The organism is Mesorhizobium sp. M1342 (assembly GCF_040317955.1).
Classification (GTDB): Bacteria; Pseudomonadota; Alphaproteobacteria; order Rhizobiales; family Rhizobiaceae; genus Mesorhizobium.
Genome location: NZ_JAMYLI010000004.1, coordinates 95,521 through 119,822, shown reverse-complemented (window position 1 = coordinate 119,822; position 24,302 = coordinate 95,521). Strand labels below are relative to the sequence as shown.

General features: G+C 61.3%; 27 protein-coding genes. 25 read left to right on the top strand and 2 right to left on the bottom strand.

Translation table 11 applies throughout. From position 1 onward, the window contains the following. The first annotated feature begins 67 nt into the window (after positions 1 to 67). The 10 genes from NKH06_RS05475 to gph are packed head-to-tail and all read left to right on the top strand — an operon-like array spanning position 68 to position 10,046. Positions 68 to 1,114, top strand: coding sequence for a class 1 fructose-bisphosphatase (locus NKH06_RS05475; protein ID WP_023810405.1), 1,047 nt, complete (start codon positions 68 to 70; stop codon positions 1,112 to 1,114). 8 nt (positions 1,115 to 1,122) lie between these two features. Then, a complete protein-coding gene (locus NKH06_RS05470) occupies positions 1,123 to 1,995 on the top strand; it encodes a phosphoribulokinase (protein WP_352440189.1) in 873 nt (290 codons plus the stop codon). Positions 1,996 to 2,005: 10 nt separating this feature from the next. Next, entirely contained in the window at positions 2,006 to 4,018 is a 2,013-nt protein-coding gene (gene tkt, locus NKH06_RS05465) for a transketolase (RefSeq protein ID WP_352440188.1), read from the top strand. Between the two features lie 11 nt (positions 4,019 to 4,029). After that, complete coding sequence (gene fba / locus NKH06_RS05460; RefSeq protein ID WP_023810402.1) at positions 4,030 to 5,109, top strand: class II fructose-bisphosphate aldolase; 1,080 nt, start codon at positions 4,030 to 4,032, stop codon at positions 5,107 to 5,109. 21 nt (positions 5,110 to 5,130) lie between these two features. Further along, positions 5,131 to 6,624: a ribulose-bisphosphate carboxylase large subunit gene (locus tag NKH06_RS05455; RefSeq protein WP_023810401.1), complete on the top strand. Its 1,494-nt coding sequence runs from the start codon at positions 5,131 to 5,133 to the stop codon at positions 6,622 to 6,624. An 18-nt stretch (positions 6,625 to 6,642) separates the two neighbouring features. Next, positions 6,643 to 7,077, top strand: coding sequence for a ribulose bisphosphate carboxylase small subunit (locus NKH06_RS05450; protein WP_013532057.1), 435 nt, complete (start codon positions 6,643 to 6,645; stop codon positions 7,075 to 7,077). Positions 7,078 to 7,084: 7 nt separating this feature from the next. Then, entirely contained in the window at positions 7,085 to 8,023 is a 939-nt protein-coding gene (cbbX, locus tag NKH06_RS05445; protein WP_023810399.1) for a CbbX protein, read from the top strand. 59 nt (positions 8,024 to 8,082) lie between these two features. After that, positions 8,083 to 8,769, top strand: a complete 687-nt coding sequence (gene rpe, locus NKH06_RS05440; protein WP_352440186.1) for a ribulose-phosphate 3-epimerase — start codon at positions 8,083 to 8,085, stop codon at positions 8,767 to 8,769. Positions 8,770 to 8,790: 21 nt separating this feature from the next. Beyond that, positions 8,791 to 9,348: a thioredoxin family protein gene (locus NKH06_RS05435; protein WP_023810397.1), complete on the top strand. Its 558-nt coding sequence runs from the start codon at positions 8,791 to 8,793 to the stop codon at positions 9,346 to 9,348. Further along, positions 9,345 to 10,046, top strand: coding sequence for a phosphoglycolate phosphatase (gene gph / locus NKH06_RS05430; RefSeq protein WP_352440185.1), 702 nt, complete (start codon positions 9,345 to 9,347; stop codon positions 10,044 to 10,046). Before NKH06_RS05435 ends, gph begins: the two co-directional genes overlap by 4 nt. 47 nt (positions 10,047 to 10,093) lie before the next feature. Here the strand turns inward: gph and NKH06_RS05425 are convergent, their stop codons facing one another. Beyond that, entirely contained in the window at positions 10,094 to 10,474 is a 381-nt protein-coding gene (locus NKH06_RS05425; protein ID WP_023810395.1) for a c-type cytochrome, read from the bottom strand. Positions 10,475 to 10,837: 363 nt separating this feature from the next. Here NKH06_RS05425 and NKH06_RS05420 point away from each other — a divergent pair, with 363 nt between their 5' ends. The 6 genes from NKH06_RS05420 (at position 10,838) to NKH06_RS05395 (ending at position 15,585) form a co-directional block, all read left to right on the top strand. Beyond that, a complete protein-coding gene (locus NKH06_RS05420) occupies positions 10,838 to 11,047 on the top strand; it encodes a hypothetical protein (RefSeq protein WP_023810394.1) in 210 nt (69 codons plus the stop codon). Between the two features lie 33 nt (positions 11,048 to 11,080). After that, positions 11,081 to 12,067 carry an ABC transporter substrate-binding protein gene (locus NKH06_RS05415; protein WP_023810393.1) on the top strand — a complete coding sequence of 329 codons (987 nt, stop codon included), beginning with the start codon at positions 11,081 to 11,083 and terminating at the stop codon, positions 12,065 to 12,067. Continuing rightward, the gene (locus NKH06_RS05410; RefSeq protein WP_031212962.1) at positions 12,064 to 12,888 is read left to right on the top strand and encodes an ABC transporter permease; all 825 of its coding nucleotides are present in this window, start codon (positions 12,064 to 12,066) and stop codon (positions 12,886 to 12,888) included. Before NKH06_RS05415 ends, NKH06_RS05410 begins: the two co-directional genes overlap by 4 nt. After that, positions 12,857 to 13,597, top strand: coding sequence for an ABC transporter ATP-binding protein (locus tag NKH06_RS05405; RefSeq protein WP_023810391.1), 741 nt, complete (start codon positions 12,857 to 12,859; stop codon positions 13,595 to 13,597). The genes NKH06_RS05410 and NKH06_RS05405 overlap by 32 nt, the downstream gene beginning before the upstream one ends. A gap of 34 nt (positions 13,598 to 13,631) precedes the next feature. Beyond that, positions 13,632 to 14,603: a quinoprotein relay system zinc metallohydrolase 2 gene (locus tag NKH06_RS05400; protein WP_352440184.1), complete on the top strand. Its 972-nt coding sequence runs from the start codon at positions 13,632 to 13,634 to the stop codon at positions 14,601 to 14,603. A 118-nt stretch (positions 14,604 to 14,721) separates the two neighbouring features. Further along, the gene (locus NKH06_RS05395) at positions 14,722 to 15,585 is read left to right on the top strand and encodes a quinoprotein dehydrogenase-associated SoxYZ-like carrier (RefSeq protein ID WP_023810389.1); all 864 of its coding nucleotides are present in this window, start codon (positions 14,722 to 14,724) and stop codon (positions 15,583 to 15,585) included. A gap of 127 nt (positions 15,586 to 15,712) precedes the next feature. Here the strand turns inward: NKH06_RS05395 and NKH06_RS05390 are convergent, their stop codons facing one another. Continuing rightward, positions 15,713 to 16,066, bottom strand: coding sequence for a hypothetical protein (locus NKH06_RS05390; protein ID WP_023810388.1), 354 nt, complete (start codon positions 16,064 to 16,066; stop codon positions 15,713 to 15,715). 686 nt (positions 16,067 to 16,752) lie between these two features. Between NKH06_RS05390 and NKH06_RS05385 the strand changes: the two genes are divergently transcribed. The 9 genes from NKH06_RS05385 (at position 16,753) to pqqE (ending at position 24,300) form a co-directional block, all read left to right on the top strand. Continuing rightward, positions 16,753 to 18,654, top strand: a complete 1,902-nt coding sequence (locus tag NKH06_RS05385; RefSeq protein WP_127293373.1) for a methanol/ethanol family PQQ-dependent dehydrogenase — start codon at positions 16,753 to 16,755, stop codon at positions 18,652 to 18,654. A 179-nt stretch (positions 18,655 to 18,833) separates the two neighbouring features. Continuing rightward, on the top strand, positions 18,834 to 19,358 hold the full coding sequence (locus tag NKH06_RS05380; RefSeq protein ID WP_352440182.1) for a c-type cytochrome, methanol metabolism-related: 525 nt from the start codon (positions 18,834 to 18,836) through the stop codon (positions 19,356 to 19,358). Beyond that, on the top strand, positions 19,330 to 20,223 hold the full coding sequence (locus NKH06_RS05375) for a quinoprotein dehydrogenase-associated putative ABC transporter substrate-binding protein (RefSeq protein WP_352440181.1): 894 nt from the start codon (positions 19,330 to 19,332) through the stop codon (positions 20,221 to 20,223). The genes NKH06_RS05380 and NKH06_RS05375 overlap by 29 nt, the downstream gene beginning before the upstream one ends. Continuing rightward, complete coding sequence (locus NKH06_RS05370; RefSeq protein ID WP_352440180.1) at positions 20,220 to 20,780, top strand: PQQ-dependent catabolism-associated CXXCW motif protein; 561 nt, start codon at positions 20,220 to 20,222, stop codon at positions 20,778 to 20,780. The genes NKH06_RS05375 and NKH06_RS05370 overlap by 4 nt, the downstream gene beginning before the upstream one ends. 166 nt (positions 20,781 to 20,946) lie before the next feature. Continuing rightward, positions 20,947 to 21,042 carry a coenzyme PQQ biosynthesis protein A gene (locus tag NKH06_RS32010; RefSeq protein ID WP_013532074.1) on the top strand — a complete coding sequence of 32 codons (96 nt, stop codon included), beginning with the start codon at positions 20,947 to 20,949 and terminating at the stop codon, positions 21,040 to 21,042. A 153-nt stretch (positions 21,043 to 21,195) separates the two neighbouring features. After that, a complete protein-coding gene (gene pqqB, locus NKH06_RS05365; protein WP_352440307.1) occupies positions 21,196 to 22,134 on the top strand; it encodes a pyrroloquinoline quinone biosynthesis protein PqqB in 939 nt (312 codons plus the stop codon). Further along, on the top strand, positions 22,131 to 22,889 hold the full coding sequence (gene pqqC / locus NKH06_RS05360; RefSeq protein ID WP_352440179.1) for a pyrroloquinoline-quinone synthase PqqC: 759 nt from the start codon (positions 22,131 to 22,133) through the stop codon (positions 22,887 to 22,889). The genes pqqB and pqqC overlap by 4 nt, the downstream gene beginning before the upstream one ends. Further along, on the top strand, positions 22,886 to 23,182 hold the full coding sequence (gene pqqD / locus NKH06_RS05355) for a pyrroloquinoline quinone biosynthesis peptide chaperone PqqD (RefSeq protein ID WP_128303310.1): 297 nt from the start codon (positions 22,886 to 22,888) through the stop codon (positions 23,180 to 23,182). The genes pqqC and pqqD overlap by 4 nt, the downstream gene beginning before the upstream one ends. Next, a complete protein-coding gene (gene pqqE, locus NKH06_RS05350; RefSeq protein ID WP_128303309.1) occupies positions 23,179 to 24,300 on the top strand; it encodes a pyrroloquinoline quinone biosynthesis protein PqqE in 1,122 nt (373 codons plus the stop codon). Before pqqD ends, pqqE begins: the two co-directional genes overlap by 4 nt. The last annotated feature ends 2 nt before the right edge of the window (positions 24,301 to 24,302 follow it).

Genomic DNA, 24,302 nt, shown 5'->3' with positions numbered 1-24,302 from the left:
GCGACGTTTGTTTCCATTCCTCCAGTCCAGCCGCTCCGAGGAGATGCGGCCCGACCGGGAGGTTACGATGCCAGCGGCAACGCTCGACGCTTTTCTGAACTCCTATCTCGGCCAGCCTGACGAATTTCGCTCGGCAGTTGTGACGACCGTCCGTCAGTTGACACAGGCCGCCATCAAGGTCCGCAACACCATCAACCAAGGGGTGCTCGGCGCCGCCTTTGCCGAAACCCGTGGCGCCAATGCCGATGGCGACGTCCAGAAGGATCTCGACGTCTTCTCCGACGACATCTTCCTCGACGCCATGCGCCGTGCACCGGTCGCGCTTTACGCCTCCGAGGAGCTGGAGCAGCCAGTCCTGCTCGACAGGCAAGCGCCACTCGCCATCGCGATCGACCCGCTCGACGGCTCTTCCAACATCGACACCAACGTGTCGATCGGAACGATCTTCTCGCTCCTGACCGCAACTGGCGCGCCGGACGCTGATCCGGCCGCCTCTTTCCTGCAGGCGGGCGTGAACCAGCTAGGCGCCGGTTTCTTCATCTATGGGCCGCAGCTGGCACTCGTCCTGTCGCTCGGCAGCGGCACGCATGTCTTCGTCTTCTCGACAAGGCTCGGAACCTTCGTCCAGGCCTATGAAAGCCGGATCATTCCGCAACGCACTCAGGAGTTCGCCATCAACGCCGCCAACTACCGGCACTGGGACGAGGCCGTGCGGCTCTATGTAGACGACTGCCTGGAGGGCACCGAAGGACCGCGCGAGAAGGATTTCAACATGCGCTGGATCGCCTCTCTGGTTGCCGACTGTTACCGCATATTGATGCGCGGCGGCGTTTTTCTCTACCCCGGCGATCGGCGCAAGGGCTATGGTCAGGGACGGCTGCGCCTCGTCTACGAGGCCAACCCGATCGCCTATCTCATAGAACAGGCTGGCGGTGCCGCCACCGATGCGATCAACCGTATCCTGGAAATCGAACCCGAGAGCCTGCATCAGCGCGTGCCGATGATCTTCGGGTCGGCGCGGGAAGTCGCGCGCATCACCCGCTACCACACAGAGCCGAGCAACATCGGTGAGCGTGCGCCGCTGTTCAGCCGCCGCGGCCTGTTCAGAGCCTGAGCAGCACCATGTCAGCCAAGCACCCCATCATCACCATCACCGGGTCGTCGGGCGCCGGCACGACCTCGGTCAAGCGCATCTTCGAGCTGATTTTCCGGCGCGAGAACATCGAGGCCGCTTTCATCGAAGGCGACGCATTCCACCGCTACGACCGCGCGGCGATGAAGGCAAAGGTGGCCGAGGAGGAAAAGGCCGGCAACCCGAACTTCACCCATTTCAATGCCGCGGCCAACGAACTCGGAATTCTCGAAGAGGTGTTCGCGGAATATGGCCGCCGCGGAACCGGCAAGACCCGCACCTACATTCATGATGAGGAAGAGGAAAAGCAGCACGGCACGCCCCCGGGAACCTTTACCGAATGGCGCGAATTCGCTCCCAGCGACCTGCTCTTCTACGAGGGGCTGCACGGCTGTGTCGTCACCGACACGATCAATTTGGCCAAGCATGCGGATCTCAAGATCGGCGTCGTGCCGGTCATCAATCTCGAATGGATCCAGAAGATCCATCGCGACCGTTCGACACGCGGCTATTCCACCGAGGCGGTGATGGACGTCATCCTGCGCCGGATGCCCGACTATGTCCGCTACATTGTCCCGCAATTCTCGCAGACCGCCATCAACTTCCAGCGCGTGCCGATCGTCGATACGTCCAACCCGTTTATCGCGCGCTGGATTCCGACGCCCGACGAATCGATGCTGGTTATCCGCTTCGCCAATCCGCGCGGCATCGATTTTCCGTATCTGCTGTCGATGATCCACGACTCGTTCATGTCGCGGCCAAATTCCATCGTGGTGCCAGGCAACAAGCTCGATCTTGCCATGCAGCTGATCCTGACGCCGCTCATTCTGCAATTGACTGAACGCAAGAGCCGTGTGTCGTGAGGAGGATGCAATGACCAGCCAAACAGCACTGAAGCCCGTCACCACAACCGCTCCCGTCTCGGAGCGCGACATGGCGAACGCCATTCGCGCGCTGGCGATGGACAGCGTCCAAAAGGCGAATTCGGGTCACCCTGGCATGCCGATGGGCATGGCCGATGTCGCAACGGTGCTGTTCAACCGCTTCATCAACATCGATCCGTCGAGGCCGGGCTGGCCCGACCGTGACCGTTTCGTGCTTTCAGCCGGCCACGGCTCGATGCTGCAATACGCGCTGCATCATCTGCTTGGCTATGAAGACATGCAGATCGAGGAATTGCAGCGATTTCGGCAGTTGGGCAGCCGCACCGCCGGACATCCGGAATACGGCCATGCGCTTGGCGTGGAGACCACCACCGGACCGCTCGGACAGGGCATTTCCACGGCGGTCGGCATGGCGCTGGCGGAACGTATGCTTGCCGCCCGCTATGGTACCGATCTGGTCGATCATCATACCTATGTGATTGCGGGCGACGGCTGCCTTCAGGAGGGCATCAGTCACGAGGCGATAGACCTCGCTGGTCACCTGAAGCTTTCCCGCCTGATCGTCTTCTGGGACGACAATGCGATTTCCATTGACGGGCCGACCTCCCTCTCCACGTCGATGGACCAGCCGGCGCGCTTCAAGGCCGCCGGCTGGGATGTCCAAAGCGTCGCCGGCCACGACATGGAGGCAGTCGCCGCGGCAATCGAGTCGGCGCGGCGGTCGGATCGGCCATCGCTGATTGCCTGCCGCACAGTGATCGGCATGGGTGCCCCCAATCTCGGCGGTTCGGAGAAGACGCACGGCGCACCGCTGGGTGAAGCAGAGATCGCCGCGACACGCGAAAACATCGGCTGGGCCCACGCGCCGTTCGATGTGCCGGATGATATTTTTTTCGCCTGGCGCGAGATTGCCGGTCGCGGCGAAGCGATGCGGCGCGCCTGGGAGCAGCGGCTTGCCGCCTCGCCGCGGCGCGAGGCTTTTGAGAGCGCCGTCGCGGCCGAACTGCCCGACACCGTCTTCAAAGCGCTCGACGCCTTTCGTCGCGAACATGTCGAGAAGGCAACCAAGGTGGCGACGCGAAAAGCCTCCGAAATGGCGCTGGAGGCCATCAACGGCGTAACGGAATTGACCGTCGGCGGCTCGGCCGATCTGACGCATTCAAATCTGACGATCACCAAGGGCATGAACCGCATTGCGCCGGGTGATTATGCCGGCCGCTACATTCACTACGGCATTCGTGAGCACGGCATGGCGGCCGCCATGAACGGCATCGCGCTGCATGGCGGTTTCGTGCCCTATGGCGGTACGTTCCTGTGCTTCGCCGATTATGCGCGCGGCGCGATGCGGCTCTCGGCGCTCATGGGCCAGCGCGTCATCTATGTGATGACACACGATTCCATCGGCCTCGGCGAGGACGGCCCGACGCACCAGCCGGTCGAGCACCTTGCGATGCTGCGTGCCACGCCTAATCTCAACGTCTTCCGCCCGGCGGATGTCATCGAAACGGCGGAGTGCTGGGAACTCGCGCTAAAGAGCAAGGATCGGCCGAGCGTCCTGGTGCTGTCGCGCCAGAACTTGCCGATGCTGCGTCGGTCGCACAGCGACGAGAACCGCTCCTGCCAAGGCGCTTACATCCTGCGCGAGCCGTCAAAGCACCGCGCCGTCACCCTGATCGCCACCGGCTCGGAGGTCGAGATCGCGGTTGCTGCCGCCGAAAGGCTGGAGACCGAGCATGGCGTCGCCGCCGCCGTCGTGTCGATGCCGTGCTGGGAGCTTTTCGAGGAGCAGGAAAGCGCCACCCGCAAGGCCGTCCTCGGCTCGGCGCCGCGCGTCGCGGTCGAAGCGGCAGCCCGGCTGGGCTGGGACCGCTGGATCGGCGAGACCGGTGCTTTCGTCGGCATGACCGGCTTCGGCGCCAGCGCCCCTGCCCCCGACCTCTACCGGCATTTCAACATAACATCCGAAGCGGTTGCTGCAGCGGCGCTGAAGCTCATCATCTAGGAGGATTCACAATGGCTCGCATCACCCTTCGCCAGCTTCTCGACCATGCCGCCGAGCACGGCTACGGCGTTCCGGCATTCAACATCAACAACATGGAACAGGGCCTCGCCATCATGGAGGCGGCCAAGGCCTGCGACGCGCCAGTCATCATCCAGGCTTCACGTGGCGCCCGGTCCTATGCCAACGACATCATGCTGGCCAAGATGATGGAGGCGCTGACCGAAATCCACCCGGCCATCCCGCTATGCATCCATCAAGACCACGGCAACAGCGAGGCCACCTGCCTTTCCGCGATCCGCCACGGCTTCACCTCGGTGATGATGGACGGATCCTTGATGGCGGACGCCAAGACGCCGGCAAGCTACGACTACAACGTCGCCATAACCGAACGCGTCGCACGCATGGCGCATTGGGTCGGCGCTTCCGTCGAAGGCGAACTGGGCGTGCTCGGCTCGCTGGAAACCGGCCAAAGCGAGGCGGAGGATGGCCACGGCGCCGAGGGCGCGCTCTCTCACGACCAACTCTTGACCGATCCCGATCAGGCGGTCGACTTTGTGACTGCAACCCAGGTCGACGCGCTGGCGATTGCCTGCGGCACCTCGCACGGCGCCTACAAATTCACCCGCAAGCCGGACGGCGACATCCTGGCCATGCAGGTGATCGAGGCGATCCACGAGAAGCTGCCCAACACGCATCTGGTCATGCACGGCTCTTCCTCGGTGCCGCAGGAGCTGCAGGACATCATCAACAGATACGGCGGCGAGATGCCCCAGACCTTTGGCGTTCCGGTCGAGGAGATCGAGCGCGGCATCCGCTACGGCGTGCGCAAGGTCAACATCGACACCGATTGCCGCATGGCCATGGCCGGGCAGTTCCGCCGCGTCGCGACGGAAGACCCGCGCGAGTTCGATCCCCGCAAATTCCTGAAACCCGCCATGGATGCCTTGCGCGACCTTTGCCGGGACCGCTTCGAGCGCTTCGGTACGGCGTCCAACGCCTCGAAGATCAAGGTCATCGCCATGGACGAGATGGCGAAACGTTACGCCGCGGGAAAACTCGACCCCCATATCGCAACCGCGAAAGCCGCCTGAGCAACAAACAGGAGACCTGTCATGAACAAGATCGACATACTGCCAGTGGGGACGCTCAAGGAAGGCAAGGAACGCTACAAGTCAGGGGTCATCCCCTACAAGAAGATGGGCTATTGGGAGCCTGACTACAGGCCCAAGGAAACCGATCTGATCGCCATGTTCCGGATCACGCCGCAACCCGGTGTCGACCACGAGGAGGCGGCGGCGGCCATCGCCGGCGAATCCTCCACTGCGACGTGGACCGTGGTGTGGACCGACCGGCTGACCGCTTGCGAGCTCTACCGCGCCAAGGCGTTCAGATCCGAGCCGGTGCCGAACACCGGTCCCGGAACCAAGACCGAGCAACAGTACTTCGCCTACATCGCCTACGACCTCGACCTGTTCGAGCCGGGCTCGATCGCCAATTTGACCGCATCGATCATCGGCAATGTGTTCGGCTTCAAGGCAGTCAAGGCGCTGCGGCTGGAAGACATGCGTATCCCGGTCGCGTACCTCAAAACCTTCCAGGGGCCGGCGACAGGCATCGTGGTGGAGCGTGAGCGGCTCGACAAGTTCGGCCGGCCGCTGCTCGGCGCTACGACGAAGCCGAAGCTCGGCCTCTCGGGCCGCAATTATGGGCGCGTCGTTTACGAAGCGCTGAAGGGCGGCCTCGACTTCGTCAAGGACGACGAGAACATCAACTCGCAGCCCTTCATGCACTGGCGCGACCGCTTTCTCTACTGCATGGAGGCCGTGAACAAGGCGTCGGCCGCCACCGGCGAGGTCAAAGGCCATTATCTTAACGTCACCGCCGGCACGATGGAGGAGATGTACGAGCGCGCCGAATTCGCCAAGCAGCTTGGTTCCTGCATCGTCATGATCGACCTCGTCATCGGCTACACGGCGATCCAGTCGATGGCCAAGTGGGCGCGCCGCAACGACATGATCCTGCACCTGCACCGTGCCGGCAACTCGACCTATTCGCGCCAGAAGAACCACGGCATGAATTTCCGCGTCATCTGCAAATGGATGCGCATGGCCGGCGTCGACCACATCCATGCCGGCACGGTGGTCGGCAAGCTGGAAGGCGACCCGCTCATGATCAAGGGATTTTATGACACGCTGCGTGAGGAGCGCACGCCGCAGAACCTCGAAACCGGGCTGTTCTTCGATCAAGAATGGGCCTCGCTCAACAAGGTGATGCCCGTCGCCTCGGGCGGCATCCATGCCGGCCAGATGCATCAGTTGATCCACTATCTCGGCGAGGACGTCATCCTGCAGTTCGGCGGCGGCACAATCGGCCATCCGGACGGCATCCAGGCAGGCGCGACGGCCAATCGCGTCGCCCTGGAAGCGATGATCCTGGCCCGCAACGAGGGGCGCGATTATTTGCGCGAAGGGACCAAGATCCTCGAACAGGCGGCCAGATGGTGCACGCCGCTGAAGGCTGCCCTGGAGACCTGGAAGGACGTCACCTTCAACTACGAATCGACCGACACGGCCGACTTCGTGCCAACCGCAACGCCCAGCTTCTAGACGAAAGGAACCATCGTCATGATGACCAATCCGGGAAACAAGGTCACGCAGGGACAGTTCTCGTTCCTGCCAGACCTGACCGATGAGCAGATTTCGGCGCAGATCAAATACGCGCTGAAGAACCATTGGGCGGTCAGCGTCGAGTACACGGACGATCCGCATCCGCGAAACACCTACTGGGAAATGTACGGCAACCCGATGTTCGATTTGAAAGATCCGGCGGGCATACTGCTCGAGGTCAATGCTTGCCGGAAAGCCTGTCCGAACATGTATGTGCGGGTAACCGCCTTCGATTCGACCAAGGGCTGGGAAGCGCCGCGCATGTCGTTCATTGTCAACCGGCCGCCCAGCGAACCCGGGTTCCGGCTGCTGCGCCAGGAGCGCGACGGCCGCAGCCAGGGTTATTCGATCGTGCCTTATGCGACCGACAGGCCAGAGGGCGAGCGGAGCTAGCTGAACCATGCTGAACGCGATGACCAAGGACGCTGCCGCACAGGACGCGACGGTTGATCTGCAGGCCGAGTTCGAGGCCTCCAACATCGACGAGGTGATGGACAAGCTCGACCGTGAACTCGTTGGCCTGAAGCCGGTCAAGACCCGCATCCGCGAGATCGCCGCTCTCCTCCTGGTCGACCGGCTTCGCCGCAAGTTCGGGCTGACCTCGGGCGCCCCGACGCTGCACATGAACTTTACGGGAAATCCCGGCACCGGAAAGACCACCGTGGCGCTGAGGATGGCCGAAATCCTGCATCGTCTGGGCTATGTCCGCGAAGGCCACATGGTCGCCGTGACGCGCGACGATCTTGTTGGCCAGTATGTGGGCCACACCGCGCCCAAGACCCGCGAGGTGATCAAGCGTGCCATGGGCGGCGTGCTTTTCATCGACGAGGCGTACTATCTCTACAAGCCCGAGAACGAACGCGACTACGGCCAGGAATCGATCGAAATCCTGCTGCAGTGCATGGAGAACAACCGTGACGATCTGGTTGTGATCCTTGCCGGCTACAAGAACAAGATGGACCGCTTCTTCGACAGCAATCCCGGTATGCGTTCGCGCATCGCCCACCATCTCGATTTCCCCGACTATGGTGTCAGCGAACTGAAATCAATCGCCGAGATTATGCTCGCGGAGCAGAATTATCGCCTCAGCGAGGCGGCATCCCGTGCGCTCGAAGAGTATCTTCCGATCCGCATGAGGCTGCCGCATTTCTCCAACGCGCGTTCGGTCCGCAATGGGCTCGATCGGGCACGGCTGCGGCAGGCCAACCGGCTTTTCGCATCGCGCAGCAGGGTGTTGACCAAGGCCGATCTTGTCACCATCGAGGAATCCGACATCCGCGGCAGCCGCGTGTTCGCGGAAGGGAAACTCGAAGGCGAACCGGAGACGAAGATGCGCTGACGGGATGAAGCCGGCTGGCGCAGAGACCAACAGCGCAGACAGGATTGGAGACGACGACCATGGTCACCAGGACAATCATCGCACCCTCCGTGCTTTCCGCGGATTTCTCGCGGCTCGGCGACGAGGTCGAAGCTGTCGTGCGGGCGGGTGCCGACTGGATCCATCTCGACGTGATGGACGGGCATTTCGTACCCAACATCACCTTCGGTCCGCCGGTGATCAAGGCGATCCGCGACCGAACGGACAAAGTCTTCGACTGCCATCTGATGATCGCGCCGGCCGACCCCTATCTGGCCGCCTTCGCCGACGCCGGCTGCGACATCATCACGGTGCACGCCGAGGCCGGGCCGCATCTCGATCGTTCCCTGCAGGCGATCAAAAATCTCGGCAAGAAGGCCGGCGTATCGCTGAATCCTTCGACGCCGGAGAGCGCCATCGAATATGTGCTCGACAGGCTCGACCTGGTGCTTCTGATGACGGTCAATCCAGGCTTTGGCGGCCAGGCCTTCATTTCCGCGGTCATCGAGAAGATCAGGCGAATCAAGGCACTGGTTGGCCACCGCCCGATTGACATCGAAATCGATGGCGGCGTCACGGCCGAAACCGCCCCGCTGGTCGCCGCGGCCGGCGCCAATGTGCTGGTCGCCGGGTCGGCCGTGTTCAAGGGGGGCACCGAGGCGGCCTATCGCGCCAACATTGGAACCATCCGAAAGGCGGCCGACGGTGCGATCCGGAAAGCCGCGTAAACCATTCCATCGGAGGCAAGCATGGCGGCCGTCCCCCCTGTCTGCGATTTCGGCTGGCGCGCCATCGATGCCGTTTTGCCTGACGTCGACGGCAGGTCGCATTCGATCTTCAGCCAGGCCGGCCCGAACGGCCTGGTCGTGGCCTTCATCTGCAATCACTGCCCTTATGTGAAGGCGGTGATTTCACGTATCGTGCGCGATGCCAACGACCTCAAGGCCGAAGGTATCGGCTTTGTCGCGATCAACTCAAACGATGCCGATGCCTACCCGGAGGATTCCTTCGACCAAATGAAGCTCTTCGCCACGACGAGCGGCTTCAGCTTCCCTTACCTGCACGACCAGCACCAAACTGTGGCGCGCGATTACGCAGCCGTGTGCACTCCCGATTTCTTCGGGTTCAACAGCGAGTTGGGACTGCAATATCGCGGTCGGCTGGACGCCTCGCGACGAGAAGCCGGAGCGCCCGGGCTGAGACGCGATCTGTTCGAGGCGATGAAGCAGGTTGCCCGAACCGGCGACGGGCCGCTGGACCAGATCGCCTCGATCGGCTGCTCGATCAAGTGGAAGGATGCCGCATGAACGTCGGCGCAGGTAGGCCGCTTCGATCGCCGAAGGCGATCCTGTTCGACCTCGACGGCACGCTGGTCGACTCGGCGCCGGACATAGCGGCCGCAGTCAACGAATTGCTGGCCAGCCGCGATCTGCCGCCGCTGCGCCTGGATCAGGTCACGGCCATGATCGGCGGCGGCGTCAGGAAATTGATCGAGCGAGCCTTCGCGGCGTCGGGAGCGCCACTGCTCGGTAACGCTCTCGATGAGGCCAACCGCGTCATGGCGCCTATCTACCGCCGGCATCTGACCGGCCTGACAAGGCTGATGCCTGGCGTCAGGGAGGCTCTCACCCACTTTCATTTGGGCGGGGTAAGCATGGGGGTGGTAACCAACAAACCGCAGTTGGCGACCCGCGAAATCCTGCTTCATTTCGGATTGACGGAATATTTCGGCGCCATCGTTGGCGGAGACGCGGTGACATTCCTGAAACCGGCGCCCGATGCCCTGCTGCTGGCGTTGGCACAGCTTGGGGTCGACGCCGGTGACGCGCTGCTGGTCGGAGACAGTGGCGCTGACCTGGGCGCCGCACGCGCCGCCGGCTTGCCCGTCATTCTGTTGCGCGGCGGCTACAGCCACATTCCGGTGGAAGAGCTTGGCGCCGACCTTGTTTGCGACAGCCTTTTCGATCTGCCTTCGGCAATGCAGAGGCTGCAAGCCGATGCGTGATTGAGGCGTCCGCCGGCCGAACGCAAATTCGAACGGCCGGCTGCGCTCTATTTCGAGAATTGCTTCAGATAGGCAATGACATTGGCGATGTCTTCGTCCTGCTTGAGGCCGACAAACGCCATCTTCGTTCCTTTGACCATGGCCTTGGGATCGTGAAGATAGGTCTTCAGTGAGGGCTCATCCCATTTGACGCCGGATTTGCCAGCCGCGACCATCGCCTGAGAATAGCTGAACCCCGGGTGTGTTCCAGCCGTTCGGCCTATGACGCCGTTCAACGACGGGCCGACCTTGTTCTTGTCCTGGTCGGCGACGTGGCAGACCTTGCATTTGGCGAAGACCTTCTCACCCGCCGCCGCATCCTGTGCCTGGGATTGGCTCGCGATGAAGGGCACAACGGACATGACTGCGAAAAATGCGATTGCGCGCATGGCATTTCCTCATTGATCGTCTGGGTGCCCTGGACGATTTGCGCATGCCGATCCTTTGATCCGTCGGCATGCGCCTTACGCGGTGGTGTGGAATATCCGCTTCTCCCGTGGAGCCGCGCCGCGTGATTCAGAAGCTAATTGGCATGTTGTGAAAGTCAATCGTACAAAGGTTTAGAGGCCTGGGTGCTCAACAGACCCGTCCATTCGTCTTTGTTGACGGTGATCCGGCGAGCGCGTAGCTTGACCTCACTCCGGTTTCTCCATTGGCACCTCGGGAAATCCGGCAAACGGTGATTTTGCCCTCGCTTCTGGTTGGGCTGAGCTCGCCGGGATGAGCGTTTGGGAACGCGCAAGAGGTGCTGAATGGACATGGTCGATCTCATATTGACGGTTTGCCTCAGCGCCAATCCGAGCAATTGCCGAGACGAACATCTCTATTTCGAGAGCCGCGGCACTCTGTTCCAATGCATGATCCTTGCCCCCAGCGAAATCGCGAAATGGTCCCAAGAACACCCGACCCTCAAGGTCATGCGCTGGAAATGCGCATTTCCAAACAAGGAACGAGCCATCTGATTTGGCAGCGCGGAACCCTGGGGAGGAGGTGTCATGATGGTTTCACGGCGCATGACGTTGCGTCTGGCGGTTCTCGGGACAGCCGCTGTTCTTGCTACCAGGCCGGGCGTTGCGGCAGCCAGGATTCGCCTCGGTGTGCTGAAGTTTGGAACCGTGAGTTGGGAACTCGATACGCTAAGGCAGCACAAATTCGATGCCGCGAACGGGATCGGTCTGGAGATCATCGACTTCGCCGGCGAGGATGCAACCAACGTCGCGATGCTGGCTGGCGCGATCGATATGATCGTCTCCGACTGGCTGTGGGTCTCGCGCCAGCGCTCCGAAGGCGGCGACCTCACATTGACCCCCTATTCGACCGCGGTGGGTGCGATCATGGTGAAGGAGGATTCGCCGATCCGGACGGTCGCCGATCTCAAGGACAAGAAGATCGGCGTCGCCGGCGGCCCGCTCGACAAGAGTTGGCTGCTGATACAAGCGCTGACCAGACGCGATCTCGGCGTCGACCTGTCGGCAACCAGCGACATCGTCTTTGGCGCGCCGCCACTGATTTCGGAAAAGGCGATACAGGGCGAACTCGATGCAGTGCTGAATTTCTGGCATTTTTGCGCGCGTCTCGAGGCCAATGGCTTCCGTCGATTGATCGGCGTGAATGACGCGGCAAAGACGCTCGGGGCTCTGGGACCCGTTTCGGCGCTCGGTTACGTCTTCCATGACCAATGGGCCAACGAGAACCCCGATGCCGTCAGGGGTTTCGTGAGGGCGTCCGCGCAAGCCAAGGACTTGCTGGCCAGATCCGATGACGAATGGCTGCGCCTGGCGCCGATCATTCGCGCGGAAGGCAAGGAACTGGAAAAACTGCGCGATCGCTACCGCCAGGGCATTCCCAGCCGGTCGATCGCCGAGGAAGCGGCCGACGCCGGGAGGCTATACCATGTGCTTGCGGCGATCGGCGGCGCGAAGCTTGTCGGCAGCGCGCCGGAAATGGCGCCCGGCACGTTCTGGCAGGACCCCGAGAAATGACCGCATTGGGAACCGACGGCGCGCGTGATGCCCCGCCGACCATGTCCGGCCGACGCAATCTGGCGACGGCACTCATGCCCGCGCTGACCGTAGCGGTCTCCCTGCTCGGGCTTTGCCTGCTATGGAACCTTGCGGCAAGTGTCTGGCCAAGCCGTGCCTTTCCAGGACCTGGGCAGGTCTGGCAGGTGCTTCTCAGGGAGGCTGCGAGCGGCGACCTTTTTTACCATCTCGGCGTGACCCTCGGCCGGGTCGCCGCGGCATATATCGTCGCAATGATCATCGGATCCGTCATCGGCGTTTTGCTCGGCAGCCATCGTCGCGTCGACCGTTTTTTCAACCCGTGGGTGATCCTGTTCCTCAACATCCCGGCGCTGGTGGTCATCGTCCTCGGCTATATCTGGTTCGGCCTCAACGAGGTGGCGGCGATCGGCGCGGTGGCGGTGAACAAGATCCCGAATGTCGTGGTGACGATGCGCGAAGGCGCCAGGGCGCTTGATCCAAGTTACGCCGAAATGGCCACCGTCTATCGCTTCGGCCGCCTTGAACGCATCCGCCATATCCTGCTGCCGCAATTGCAGCCCTATCTTGCCGCCGCATCGCGATCCGGCATCGCCCTCATCTGGAAGATCGTCCTGGTCGTCGAGTTGCTCGGCCGCTCGAACGGTGTCGGCTTCCAGATCCATCTCTATTTCCAGCTCTTCGATGTCGCCGCCATTCTTGCCTACACGCTGGCTTTCGTGGCGGTGATGCTTGTCATTGAACTTCTCCTGGTGCAGCCCGTTGAACGACATGCAACCCGTTGGCGCCGTCGTCCCGCTTAAGGTCGACATCGCCGAAAAGACCTTCAGGTCCGCGCGAGGCGTCTCGATCACGGCGCTTCAGGACCTTTCCTTCGAGGTCCGGCAAGGCGAATTCGCCTGCTTGCTGGGACCGTCGGGCTGCGGCAAAACCACGACGCTGCGTATCCTGCTTGGCTTGGACAAAGACTTTTCCGGCTCCTTCCAGTTGCCGCAAGGAGGTTCGAACCGCATCGCCGCCGTATTCCAGGAACCGACCCTGCTGCCGTGGCGAACGGTGGAGCAGAATGTCAGGCTGGCGTTGCCGAAAAGCTTGAGAGCGAAAAATCTCGACAGGCTGTTCGACACGCTCGGCCTCGCCGGCATGCGCTCGCTCTATCCTGCCGAACTGTCGCTCGGCCTTGCGCGCAGGGCAGCACTTGCCAGGGCTTTCGCCACCGAGCCGGCGGTGCTTTTCCTGGACGAACCCTTTGTCTCGCTCGACGAACAGACCGCCGAGCGGCTTCGGCATCTGCTTTTGACCGTGTGGTCGGCACGGCCAACGACCGCCTTGATGGTGACGCACAATCTACGCGAGGCACTGATGCTGTCGGACCGCATCATCGTGCTCGCGCCGCGGCCAACCCATGTGCTCGGCGTGTTCGACGTACGGCTGCCACGGCAACATCGCAATTCGCAGGTGATGAGCGACCTTCTGCGGTCGTTCCATCATAGATTTCCGGACGTCACCTGATTGCCAGCAGGCGAAATGCATATCGGAGGCCTTCATGTCGGTTGATCGGCTAAGACGCAGGCTTGTGAGTGGCTTCGCCTGCACCGCCGCCAGCGCCGCCTTGCTGCCATGCTGCCTCGGACGAGCCGTTCTGGCCGCAGGTGGCAGTTCTCGGTTCTCGGTCAGACAAATCGCCGACGGCGTCTTCGCCTTCCAGGGCGCGGATGAGTTGATGACCGCCGCCAACGACGGTGCGATCTGCAATCTGGGCGCCGTCATCGGCACCGATGCGGTTGCCGTCATCGACAGCGGTGGCAGCCTGATCGAGGCGCACGCCTTTCTCGCCGCGATCGGAAAGCTGACAGCAAAGCCGGTTCGCTTCCTGGTCAACACCCACATGCATCCCGACCATATCTTCGGCAATGCGGCATTCCGGAAGATCGGCGCGACCATCGTCGGTCACCGCAATCTGCCGCGTGCCCTCGAGGCGCGTGGCGCGTTCTATCTGCACAACTATCGCGAACAGCTTGGCGAGGCGCTGATGGAGGGGATCGAGATCGTGTCGCCGACCATGCTGGTCGACGATCGCCTGCAACTCGACCTCGGCGGGCGCATGATCGAACTGCGGGCATGGAAGGCGGCGCACACCGACAACGACCTGACCGTGTTCGATCCCGCGACCAGAACGCTCTTTGCCGGCGATCTCGTGTTTATGGGCTCCTTGCCGACGCTCGACGGATCCCTGCTTGGATGGCTCCGCCAGATGGATGCGCTCACCGCGATCGACGCCGCGCGCGTCGTTCCAGGTCATGGTCCTTTAACGGCCGACTGGCCACAGGCGCTGGCGGGGGAGCGACGCTATTTCGAGGTTCTGGCGCGCGATATCCGCAAGGCGATCGCCGACGGAACGCCGCTGCGCGAAGCAGTCAAAACCGCTGGCGAAAGCGAACGGGATAATTGGCACCTGTTCGACGACTACAACGAGCGCAACGCAACGGCCGCATTTGCCGAACTCGAATGGGAATAGACGACACCGACATGCGCCAGGCAGCTGTAAGGCACGGCGATTTGCCAAGGCGTCGCCAAAGGCTTATCCTCAACGCCAGCCTGGGCACCACCTCTCTTGCATTGGTGGAGGCATCGAAATGCAAAATCACGCTTACTCGAGCCGGCAGCTCGCTTTGCCGCTCGCATTCGTTTTCGTCGCGATCATCTTGGCCATCGGCACGCTGCTCGGCTCCTCGGGAACCGCCAGCGCACAGCAAACAACCGCGTCCTCGGATAGGATCTGGCAGGATTTGAAGGGCGACGTGTTCGGCGATCGGGCAATTCTGGTCGATACCGGCGTCGTCAGGATCGAAGCGCCGAAGCGGGCGCAGGATGCCGCCATCGTGCCCGTCGACATCTATCTCGATCCAGCCAAGGCCCCGGACGGCATCAAATCCGTTACCTTGATCATCGATGCCAACCCTGCACCGGTGGCGGCAACGTTCCAGCTCGGCAAGGATGCCGGCGTGACGCATCTGTCGACGCGCGTGCGCGTCAACGACTATTCCTATCTGCGTGCCATCGCTGAGACGCAGGGCGGCCAACTCCATATGGCGCAGACCTTCGTCAAGGCGTCAGGCGGATGCTCCGCCCCTGCGGTCAAGAACCAGGACGAGGCCAACGCGACGATGGGTCAGATGAAGCTGCGCCAGTTCCCGCCCAAAGAGACGATGACCAAGACCGAGGAACTGCAGTTGATGATCCGGCACCCTAACAATTCGGGGCTGCAGCGGGATCCGCTGACCCAGTATTTCATACCGGCGCATTTTGTCCAGAAACTGTCGATCTCCCAAGCCGGCCAGCCGATCCTCTCCATGGAAGGTGGAATATCGATTTCGGAAGACCCCAATTTCCGATTTGATTTCACCGTGCACGGCAACGGCGAAATCCAGGTTGAAGCGATCGATACGGATGGCAAGACATTTCGCAATCAGTGGCCGCTGGAGACAGCGGGACTCTGAAGTCTCGATATCCTGTGCCGGACTGCCGGGTGCTTGCCAGCTTGACCCCGAAAGTGGAGCTTGTTTCGGGAAGGTACTGTCCAGACAAAGGATGGAACCCCATCCGGCTTGCGGATTTGAGCAGGTTCTAAAAGCAGCGCACGTCGGCTTCCGACTGCGCGCGCTTCAATTCGGTACGGGCTGCCTTCGCCGGTGCGCTCTCGCGAAACAGCCCCGCGTTTTCCCCTGTGGTCAAAGACATGCTCTTGAAAGTCTCGGCTCTCTCATAGTGGTCGTAGGGAAGGATCGAGGCGATGACGTCGATCGAGCAGGAACAGCTTTCCAGCGCCTGACGTGTCTGGCCGTTCGTCTGCATGCAGCCGAGCACGTAATCGGCAATCGTTGCTGTCGGGTAATCTCCCGCCGCGCCCGCCGGGTTTGCGAAGGCCAGCGGCGCGGCAAGGAGCAGCGGCAAAGTCGAAAATCCAACATATCTGATCACGGGAAAACCTCCGGTTGGCCTGGGCGCGATGCGCCCAGTCGGGATCACCGTGGCAGTTGGCAACGTGCCGCAGAGTCAGTCAAGCGCCCATGGCTTCCGTATACGACCAAAGGAGGAATGCGGTGCTGGTCGACGGTGGTTCCGCATGGCGGCCCCATGGCCCGCTCCACGCCCCAACTCCAACGATCATCTCATGCTTGGCTCACTATCGATTCCCAATGGGGCACGTACATGGCCAGGCCGAGACATCGAAGTGAATACCTCCAAATAAAATCCACACTTAGGTGAAATGTAAAACTCAAAAAATAATCAAATTTTATCCGGCCCACCGTTATTTCTCAATCAGAAATACTTCATCTAACAAATACTACCCCACTTATTTCCTTATATTGCGCCGCATCATTTACGATATTGCGGTGCAAAAAAACACCCAGCCTTTTTTGCTTGCCTAGCGTTTTGCGATGACATAGCCTCACCCTGTTTCCGGCTTCAAGGGCGTCACCGTCATTAGGGAGCGGCGACAGTCTTTCGTAGGCCAAGGTGAGGTGGGCAGTAACGGTGCCCTCTGCACATCTGGCTTAGGTCGTGACACGCTGCCGGAAATATTTCCCCCCCGTGAATCGCTTGGGCAAGCCCTTGTGGGCTCAGCAAATGATTCATCACTATGAACCTCGGGAGGAATTCGGATGCGTGTACTTACGAAAGCTACCTATATTCTAACCACTGCGGCGTTTCTGTCGCTCGGCGCGGCCTTTACGGCGTCGGCTAACGAGGACCTTGCAAAGCTGGCTTCGGATTCGAAGAACTGGGCGATGCAGACGGGTGACTACGCCAACACCCGCTATTCCAAACTCAACCAGATTACTGCGGACAATGTGAAGAACCTGCAGGTCAAGTGGACCTTTTCCACCGGCGTGCTACGAGGCCACGAGGGTGGACCGCTTATCATCGGCGATGTGATGTATGTCCACACGCCTTTCCCGAACAATGTCTTTGCGCTCGACCTCAAGAATGACGGGAAGATCCTCTGGAAATACGAACCCAAGCAGGATCCCAACGTCATTCCGATCATGTGTTGCGATACGGTCAATCGCGGCGTTGCCTATGGTGACGGCAAGATCATTCTCAATCAGGCCGACACCACGGTCGTCGCCCTCGACGCGAAGACCGGCAAGGTCGTCTGGTCGGTCAAGAACGGCGACCAGACCGATGGCGGCAAAGGCGAATCCGGTACGGCTGCCCCCGTCGTCGTCAAGGACAAGGTGCTCATCGGCGTATCCGGCGCCGAATTCGGCGTTCGCGGCTGGCTGGCCGCCTACAATCTGAAAGATGGCAAACTCGCCTGGAAAGCCTATTCGGAAGGTCCGGACGCGGACACCCTGCTCGATCCTGAGAAGACCACGCATCTCGGCAAGCCGGTGGGCAAGGATTCCGGCACGAACACCTGGGAAGGCGAGCAGTGGAAGACAGGCGGCGGCACGACATGGGGATGGTATTCCTATGATCCCAAGCTGAACCTGGTCTACTATGGCACCGGCAATCCCTCGACGTGGAACCCGGTACAACGCCCCGGCGACAATCGCTGGTCGATGACGATCATGGCCCGCGATGCGGATACCGGTGTTGCCAAATGGCTCTACCAGATGACCCCGCATGACGAATGGGACTATGACGGCATCAACGAGATGATCCTCGTCGATGGCATGGAGGTCAACGGCGCCAAGCACGACGTGCTGGTGCATTTCGATCGCAATGGTTTCGCCTACACCATGGATCGCGCCACCGGCGACCTTCTCGTCGCCAAGAAATACGATCCGGCCGTGAACTGGGCGACGGAAGTCGTCATGGACCCCAAGAGCGAACAATATGGTCGCCCGCAGGTCGTGGCGAAATATTCGACCCAGCAGAACGGCGAAGACACCAACTCGACGGGCATCTGCCCGGCGGCGCTTGGAACGAAGGACCAGCAGCCGGCGGCCTATTCGCCGAAGACCGGGCTGTTCTATGTCCCGACCAACCATGTCTGCATGGACTATGAGCCTTACAAGGTGAGCTACACCGCCGGTCAGCCTTATGTTGGCGCCACCGTGTCGATGTATCCCGCACCTGGCGGCGACGGCAACATGGGCAACTTCATTGCCTGGGATGCGGCCAAGGGTGAGATCGTCTGGTCGAAGCCCGAGCAGTTCTCGGTGTGGTCGGGTGCGTTGGCGACAGATGGCGACGTCGTCTTCTACGGTACACTCGAAGGCTACATCAAGGCGGTCGATAAGGACGGCAAGGAACTCTACAAGTTCAAGACCCCGTCCGGCATCATCGGCAACATCACGACCTACGAGCAGGGCGGCAAGCAGTACATCGCCGTTCTGTCCGGCGTCGGTGGCTGGGCAGGTATCGGCCTGGCAGGCGGCCTGCTTTCGCCTGATAACGCCGCTGCCTGGCATGGCGCCGTCGATCAGGGCCGTGCCCAAGGCGACGAGGCCGCGGTCGTTGGCACCGCTGGTCTTGGTGCCGTCGGCGGCTACGCGGCACTTGCCGACTACACGACGCTGGGCGGTCAGCTCACCGTCTTCGGTCTCCCGGATTGATGCGCCGGGAACCTTGAGCACGCCTCGGGTCTTGTGAGACCAAAGGCTTGAAGAACGAGAGCCCGGATCATCCGGAAGGCATGTCCGGGCTCTCGATTCGGTTACGCACCCAAAAACACCGATCAAGGCCGGTCGCGACAGCAAAACCGTGTCCATTGGCAAATGAAGGAAGCGTTTGAATGTCCGTTCGCATTGTAATTTCGGCTTTGGTCCTGGCTCTGCTGCCTCTGGCAAGCTCAGGCGTCGCCCAGGCCGATGACAGCATGGAAAAAGCCAAGGCGGTAAAGGAAGAAGGCGGCAAGTATTTGGATGCGGATGGAAATCCGACCTACAAGATCGAAAACGGAACCGTCGATTGGTACACGTTCAGCGGCTACCGCCGGTATCACTCCGATTGCCATGTCTGCCACGGACAGGACGCGACAGGTTCGAGCTATGCGCCGGCTTTGGTCAACAGCCTGAAAACCATGGATTACCCCACATTCCTCTCGATCGTCGCCGAAGGCCGCAAGAATGTCGGCGGCGGCAAGGAAAACGTCATGCCTGCCTTTGGCGACAACAAGAATGTCTATTGCTACATGGACGACCTCTACGTCTACCTGCGCGCGCGCGCAGATGGCGCGGCCCCCCGCGGACGGCCGCCCAAGCACGAAGACAAGGCCCAGGCGGCGAAGGATGCCGAAGCATCCTGCATGGGTGGATGACATGATTGGCCGCGATGCATTGAAGCTGCGCGTCGTTCTGCCGATCCTCGGCACACTCGCCTTGCTGCCGTCGAACGCGCATGCGCAAAGCGCCGGCCTTGGCGCGGCGGGAGAACTGGTCGATCCCGACATTCTGCGCGTCTGCGCCGATCCCTCGAATATGCCCTTCACCGACAAGAGCGGCGAAGGCTTCGAAAACAAGCTGGCCGAGCTGGTTGCCGCGAAAACCGGGCGCAAGTCCGTCTCCTACACCTGGTTTCCCACGATCACCGGCTTCGTGCGCAATACGTTGGGGGCCAACCGATGCGACATCATCATGGGCTATGCCCAAGGCGATGAGCTGGTGCAGAACACCAACGCCTACTATCGCTCCGCCTATGTGCTGGTGCATCCAAAAAGCCACGATATGGAAGGTGTGGAAACGATCGAGGATCCCAGACTCACGGGCAAGACGATCGGCGTCGTTGAAAGCACGCCGCCAACCGCCAACATGGCCGCCAACAAGCTTCTGCGGACCGCCAAGATCTATCCGCTTGCGGTGGATACGCGCGTCACCCCATCCATGGGAGAGGTCATGATCAAGGACATGCTGGCACACAAGATCGATGCGGCGGTGCTGTGGGGACCGATGGCAGGTTACTATGCAAGGGAACTCGGAGCTGATGTGACGATCGTTCCACTGGTGAAGGAAAAAACCGGCTCGCGCATGTCTTACCGCATCACCATGGGCGTACGTCCGTCCGACCAGGAATGGAAGCGGACGCTCAACCGGGTGATCAGGGAAAACCAGGCTGAGATCACCAGGATCCTGCTGAGCTACAACGTGCCGCTGATCGACGAACACGACAACCTGATTACCCAATGAATGGAAGGGAGACTATTTTCTTGCTGGTCGCCGCGAGCCTTCTGGGTCTGACCGAGCCGACATGGGCCGGCGATGTCGTCGAACCCAGCGGTTTCCGGATGGACGACTATCGGGCGCCGGTGCCGCGGACGCTGCAAGGCGCGAGGGTGGTGACGACGGTGGAAGCGGAAGCGCTGTGGCGAGCGAAAAAGGCGATCTTCTTCGACGTGATGCCGGACACGCCCAAGCCGGCCAATTTGCCGGCAGGAACCATATGGAGGGACAAGGTCAGAAAGGACATTCCAGGCAGCACATGGCTGGCCAATGTGGGATACGGCGCTATTTCGCAGGAGACCGCCAGCTATTTTCGCCGAGGCCTCACGGCCAAGGCCGGGACGGACAAGTCGCGCGCGATTCTGTTCTACTGCATGACGAATTGCTGGATGTCGTGGAATGCGGCGAAACGCGCCGTCGAGTGGGGCTACAGTTCAGTAATCTGGTATCCGCTTGGCGCTGATGGGTGGGAAGATGCAAACCTGCCACTGGAGGAGAAAAAACCCTACGCCACGACCAATTGAAGTAAGGACTGCAATTATTCTCGATAGTTTGTTTTCAATTTTTCAAAACCTATTGTTTCATTTGTCCATTTTGAGACTTGATGGACGAGCCATTGCGTCGGTGCCCTGCAATGGTTGGCTAACGACAGGATCGGTCCCTTCGGGCTGGTATAAGAGGAGAAATGTCATGAAGAAGAACTGGAAAAAACCGACCATGTGTCAGGTTGCCGCTGGCTTCGAAATTTCACGGTATCTGCCTGCTGAAATTACTCCCAAGAAGTAGGCCGCAGAGGTGCGCGTCCCTGGCGACAGGGGCGCGCATCCCCTCGCCGCATGGGATTTTCGTGAAAGATTTTGACGCACGCAAAGCGTGCGAAGCGTTTTTTGTGACTGCAAATTGCCTGCAGGTCAGAGAAGCCGCCGCGCGGGCATTTTCATGCATTTAAAGATCATCGGATCGGCGGCGGGCGGCGGCTTTCCGCAATGGAACTGCAACTACCGTCTGAGTCGTGCGGCTCGCACCGGCATGGCCGGCGTACATTCACGAACCCAGTCAAGTGTCGCCGCCTCTGCGGACGGGTTCGGCTGGGTTCTTTTCAATGCCTCGCCCGACATTCGCCAACAAATCGCTGCAACACCTGAACTGCAGCCTGCGGGCGATGCGCCGCTGCGCTCGACGCCTATTCGCGCGGTGGTGCTGACCAATGCCGATGTCGATCATATCGCCGGACTGCTCAGCCTGCGCGAACGGCAGCCTTTCGCCATCTATGCAACGGCGCAGGTTCTGGCGACGCTGGAGGCGAATTCGATTTTCAACGTTCTCGATCCAGCGCTTGTGCCGCGGCGCATCCTGCCGCCGACGAAAGAATTGGCCATCTGCGATGCAGAAAGCCGCGAGACCGGCGTGATGATCGAGCCCTTTCCGGTGCCCGGGAAGATAGCACTCTATCTGGAGGATAGAGACCATCCGGATGCCAATTTCAGCTCCGACGCAGGTGATACGATCGGAGTCCGGATCGCCGGCATCGGCAGCCGCGGCTCCGTCTTCTATATTCCGGGCTGCGCGCGCATCGATGCGCGCTTACGCGCGCGTCTCGCCGATGCCGCCTGTCTTCTGTTCGACGGCACGGTCTATACCGACGAGGAGATGATCGTCGCCGGCGTCGGTCAGAAAACCGGCGCGCGCATGGGGCATCTGGCGATCTCGGGAGAATTGGGTTCGATCGCCGGCTTGGCCGATGTGAAGGTTAGCCGCCGTGTGTTCGTCCACATCAACAACACCAATCCCATCCTTGACGAGAATTCCGCCGAGCACGCGGCGGTCAAGGCGGCAGGCTGGGAAATCGCAAGCGACGGTATGGAGATGGAATTTTGAGCGACTTCCGCGATGCAGCCAAAGGCGGACTCTCCACGAGCGCTCTCGAAGCCGTATTGAGGCAGGTTGGCGCCGAGCGCTATCACAATCGCCATCCCTTTCACCACAGGATGACCAGCGGCGCGTTGTCAAAGGCCGAGATGAAGGCCTGGGCGCTGAACCGCTATTGCTATCAGGCGGTCATCCCGCGCAAGGATGCCATGATCCTCGTGCATGCCGAGGATCCGGCGTTTCGCGCCGCTTGGCGCAAGCGGATCGAAGACCATGACGGCGAGGACGGCTGGAGCGGCGGCATCGCGCGCTGGCTGCATCTGGCAACTTCGCTCGGCCTGGACGCCGAGGCCGTGAAGAGCCAAAGGCTGGCGCTGCCGGCGACGCGCTTCGCGGTGGGCGCTTACCTTTCCTTTTGTACAAACCGGACGCTGTTCGAGGCGGTCGCGTCGTCGCTGACCGAGATGTTCTCGCCACTCATCATCGGCGAGCGGGTGCCGGCAATGCTGGCCAAATACGACTACATCACCGAGGATACGCTGGCCTATTTCAGGCAACGGCCCGAACAGGCCTCGCGTGACGCCGACTTCGCCCTCGCCTACGTGCTCAGCCACGCCGATACGGCGGAGCGCCAGCAGCAGGCAATCGATGCACTGGTGTTCAAATGCGATATACTCTGGGCCATGCTTGATGCGCTTCAACACGCCTATGGCGAGCAGGGAAACATACCGCCCGGCGCCTTCCAGCCTGAGGCAGCCCTATGATGGCGCTGCGCGAAAGAGCCGTGGTGTCGCTGCGGTCGGTACCTTCGCTGCCGAAGCACGTGCGCATACAGTACGATTCCGTGCGGCAGGCATTCGCCGTGCTTTCACCGGAAAAGATATTCTGGCCGAACGATGTCAGTCTCGACATATTGCGCCGCTGCGATGGACGGGCAACGGCAGGTGACATCATTGCCGGCCTTGCCGCGGATTATGAGGCTGAACAGGAGGCCGTGGCGACCGACGTCATCGCCTTCCTGCAGGAATGGTCGGACAAGCTGCTGGTGAGGCTATGAGCACGCCCCTCCTCCCTCCAATCGGCATGCTGGCGGAACTGACGCATCGCTGCCCGCTGCAATGCCCTTATTGCTCCAATCCGCTCGAACTGCTGAAGGCCAATCGCGAACTCGACACAGAGACCTGGCTCGCTCTGTTCTCGGAGGCAGCCGATCTCGGAGTGCTGCAGGTGCATCTGTCCGGCGGCGAGCCGACACTGCGCCGCGACCTCGAGCAATTGATCGCCGGGCTTGCGGGGCGCGGCGTCTACACCAATCTGATTACCGCGGGCGTTGGCATCGTCGAGGGCCGTATCGAGGCATTTGCCGAAGCCGGTCTCGACCATCTGCAACTGAGCTTTCAGGGTGCGCGGCCGGCGACCACCGATCGCATCGGCAACCACAAGGGCGCTCACGAAAAGAAGCTGGAGACGGCACGCCGCGCGCGCGCTGCCGGTCTGCCTCTTACCATCAACGCGCCGATCCATCGCCATAACATCGAGGAAGTGCCGGAATTCATCGATCTCGCCCTTTCGCTGGGCGCGGAGAGGCTCGAGATCGCCAATGTGCAGTATGCCGGCTGGGCGTTGACCAATCGCGACCAACTGATGCCCGAGCGTGAAGCGGTCGACAGGCAGGCGGAGATCGTCGCGGAGGCACAGGAGCGGTTGGCCGGCATCATCAACATCGATTTTGTGACGCCGGACTATTTTGCGATCTATCCCAAGCCGTGCATGGGCGGCTGGGCGCGTGACGCCTTCATGGTGACGCCTGACGGCACCGTACTGCCCTGTCATGCCGCACAGACGATCCCGTCTCTCAGCTTCGAGCGTTTCGAACCACGCAGACTGTCCTCGATCTGGGCCGATTCACCGGGGTTCAATGCCTTTCGCGGTACGGACTGGATGCAGGAGCCGTGCCGCGGCTGTGAGCGGCGCGAGATCGACTGGGGCGGCTGCCGCTGCCAGGCGATGGCGATCGCCGGCGATGCCGCCGCAACGGACCCGGCTTGCGCGAAATCGCCGATCCATGCTCGCATGGCAATGCTGATCGACGAAGCCAAGCGCATTGCCACAATTCCTTCGAGAGAAGAACCATTCGTCTACCGGCGGATCGGCGCCGTGACCGAATCCGCCTGACC

Coding starts and splice junctions, on each gene's coding strand:
- cbbX (WP_023810399.1), top strand. CDS start 7,085: ATGCTGAACGCGATGACCAAGGACGCTGCCGCACAGGACGCGACGGTT.
- NKH06_RS05420 (WP_023810394.1), top strand. CDS start 10,838: ATGGACATGGTCGATCTCATATTGACGGTTTGCCTCAGCGCCAATCCG.
- pqqE (WP_128303309.1), top strand. CDS start 23,179: ATGAGCACGCCCCTCCTCCCTCCAATCGGCATGCTGGCGGAACTGACG.
- rpe (WP_352440186.1), top strand. CDS start 8,083: ATGGTCACCAGGACAATCATCGCACCCTCCGTGCTTTCCGCGGATTTC.
- NKH06_RS05475 (WP_023810405.1), top strand. CDS start 68: ATGCCAGCGGCAACGCTCGACGCTTTTCTGAACTCCTATCTCGGCCAG.
- NKH06_RS05405 (WP_023810391.1), top strand. CDS start 12,857: ATGCAACCCGTTGGCGCCGTCGTCCCGCTTAAGGTCGACATCGCCGAA.
- pqqB (WP_352440307.1), top strand. CDS start 21,196: ATGCATTTAAAGATCATCGGATCGGCGGCGGGCGGCGGCTTTCCGCAA.
- NKH06_RS05470 (WP_352440189.1), top strand. CDS start 1,123: ATGTCAGCCAAGCACCCCATCATCACCATCACCGGGTCGTCGGGCGCC.
- NKH06_RS32010 (WP_013532074.1), top strand. CDS start 20,947: ATGAAGAAGAACTGGAAAAAACCGACCATGTGTCAGGTTGCCGCTGGC.
- NKH06_RS05415 (WP_023810393.1), top strand. CDS start 11,081: ATGATGGTTTCACGGCGCATGACGTTGCGTCTGGCGGTTCTCGGGACA.
- NKH06_RS05410 (WP_031212962.1), top strand. CDS start 12,064: ATGACCGCATTGGGAACCGACGGCGCGCGTGATGCCCCGCCGACCATG.
- NKH06_RS05455 (WP_023810401.1), top strand. CDS start 5,131: ATGAACAAGATCGACATACTGCCAGTGGGGACGCTCAAGGAAGGCAAG.
- gph (WP_352440185.1), top strand. CDS start 9,345: ATGAACGTCGGCGCAGGTAGGCCGCTTCGATCGCCGAAGGCGATCCTG.
- NKH06_RS05395 (WP_023810389.1), top strand. CDS start 14,722: ATGCAAAATCACGCTTACTCGAGCCGGCAGCTCGCTTTGCCGCTCGCA.
- NKH06_RS05370 (WP_352440180.1), top strand. CDS start 20,220: ATGAATGGAAGGGAGACTATTTTCTTGCTGGTCGCCGCGAGCCTTCTG.
- NKH06_RS05450 (WP_013532057.1), top strand. CDS start 6,643: ATGATGACCAATCCGGGAAACAAGGTCACGCAGGGACAGTTCTCGTTC.
- NKH06_RS05435 (WP_023810397.1), top strand. CDS start 8,791: ATGGCGGCCGTCCCCCCTGTCTGCGATTTCGGCTGGCGCGCCATCGAT.
- tkt (WP_352440188.1), top strand. CDS start 2,006: ATGACCAGCCAAACAGCACTGAAGCCCGTCACCACAACCGCTCCCGTC.
- NKH06_RS05375 (WP_352440181.1), top strand. CDS start 19,330: ATGCCGAAGCATCCTGCATGGGTGGATGACATGATTGGCCGCGATGCA.
- fba (WP_023810402.1), top strand. CDS start 4,030: ATGGCTCGCATCACCCTTCGCCAGCTTCTCGACCATGCCGCCGAGCAC.
- pqqD (WP_128303310.1), top strand. CDS start 22,886: ATGATGGCGCTGCGCGAAAGAGCCGTGGTGTCGCTGCGGTCGGTACCT.
- NKH06_RS05385 (WP_127293373.1), top strand. CDS start 16,753: ATGCGTGTACTTACGAAAGCTACCTATATTCTAACCACTGCGGCGTTT.
- NKH06_RS05380 (WP_352440182.1), top strand. CDS start 18,834: ATGTCCGTTCGCATTGTAATTTCGGCTTTGGTCCTGGCTCTGCTGCCT.
- NKH06_RS05400 (WP_352440184.1), top strand. CDS start 13,632: ATGTCGGTTGATCGGCTAAGACGCAGGCTTGTGAGTGGCTTCGCCTGC.
- NKH06_RS05425 (WP_023810395.1), bottom strand. CDS start 10,474: ATGCGCGCAATCGCATTTTTCGCAGTCATGTCCGTTGTGCCCTTCATC.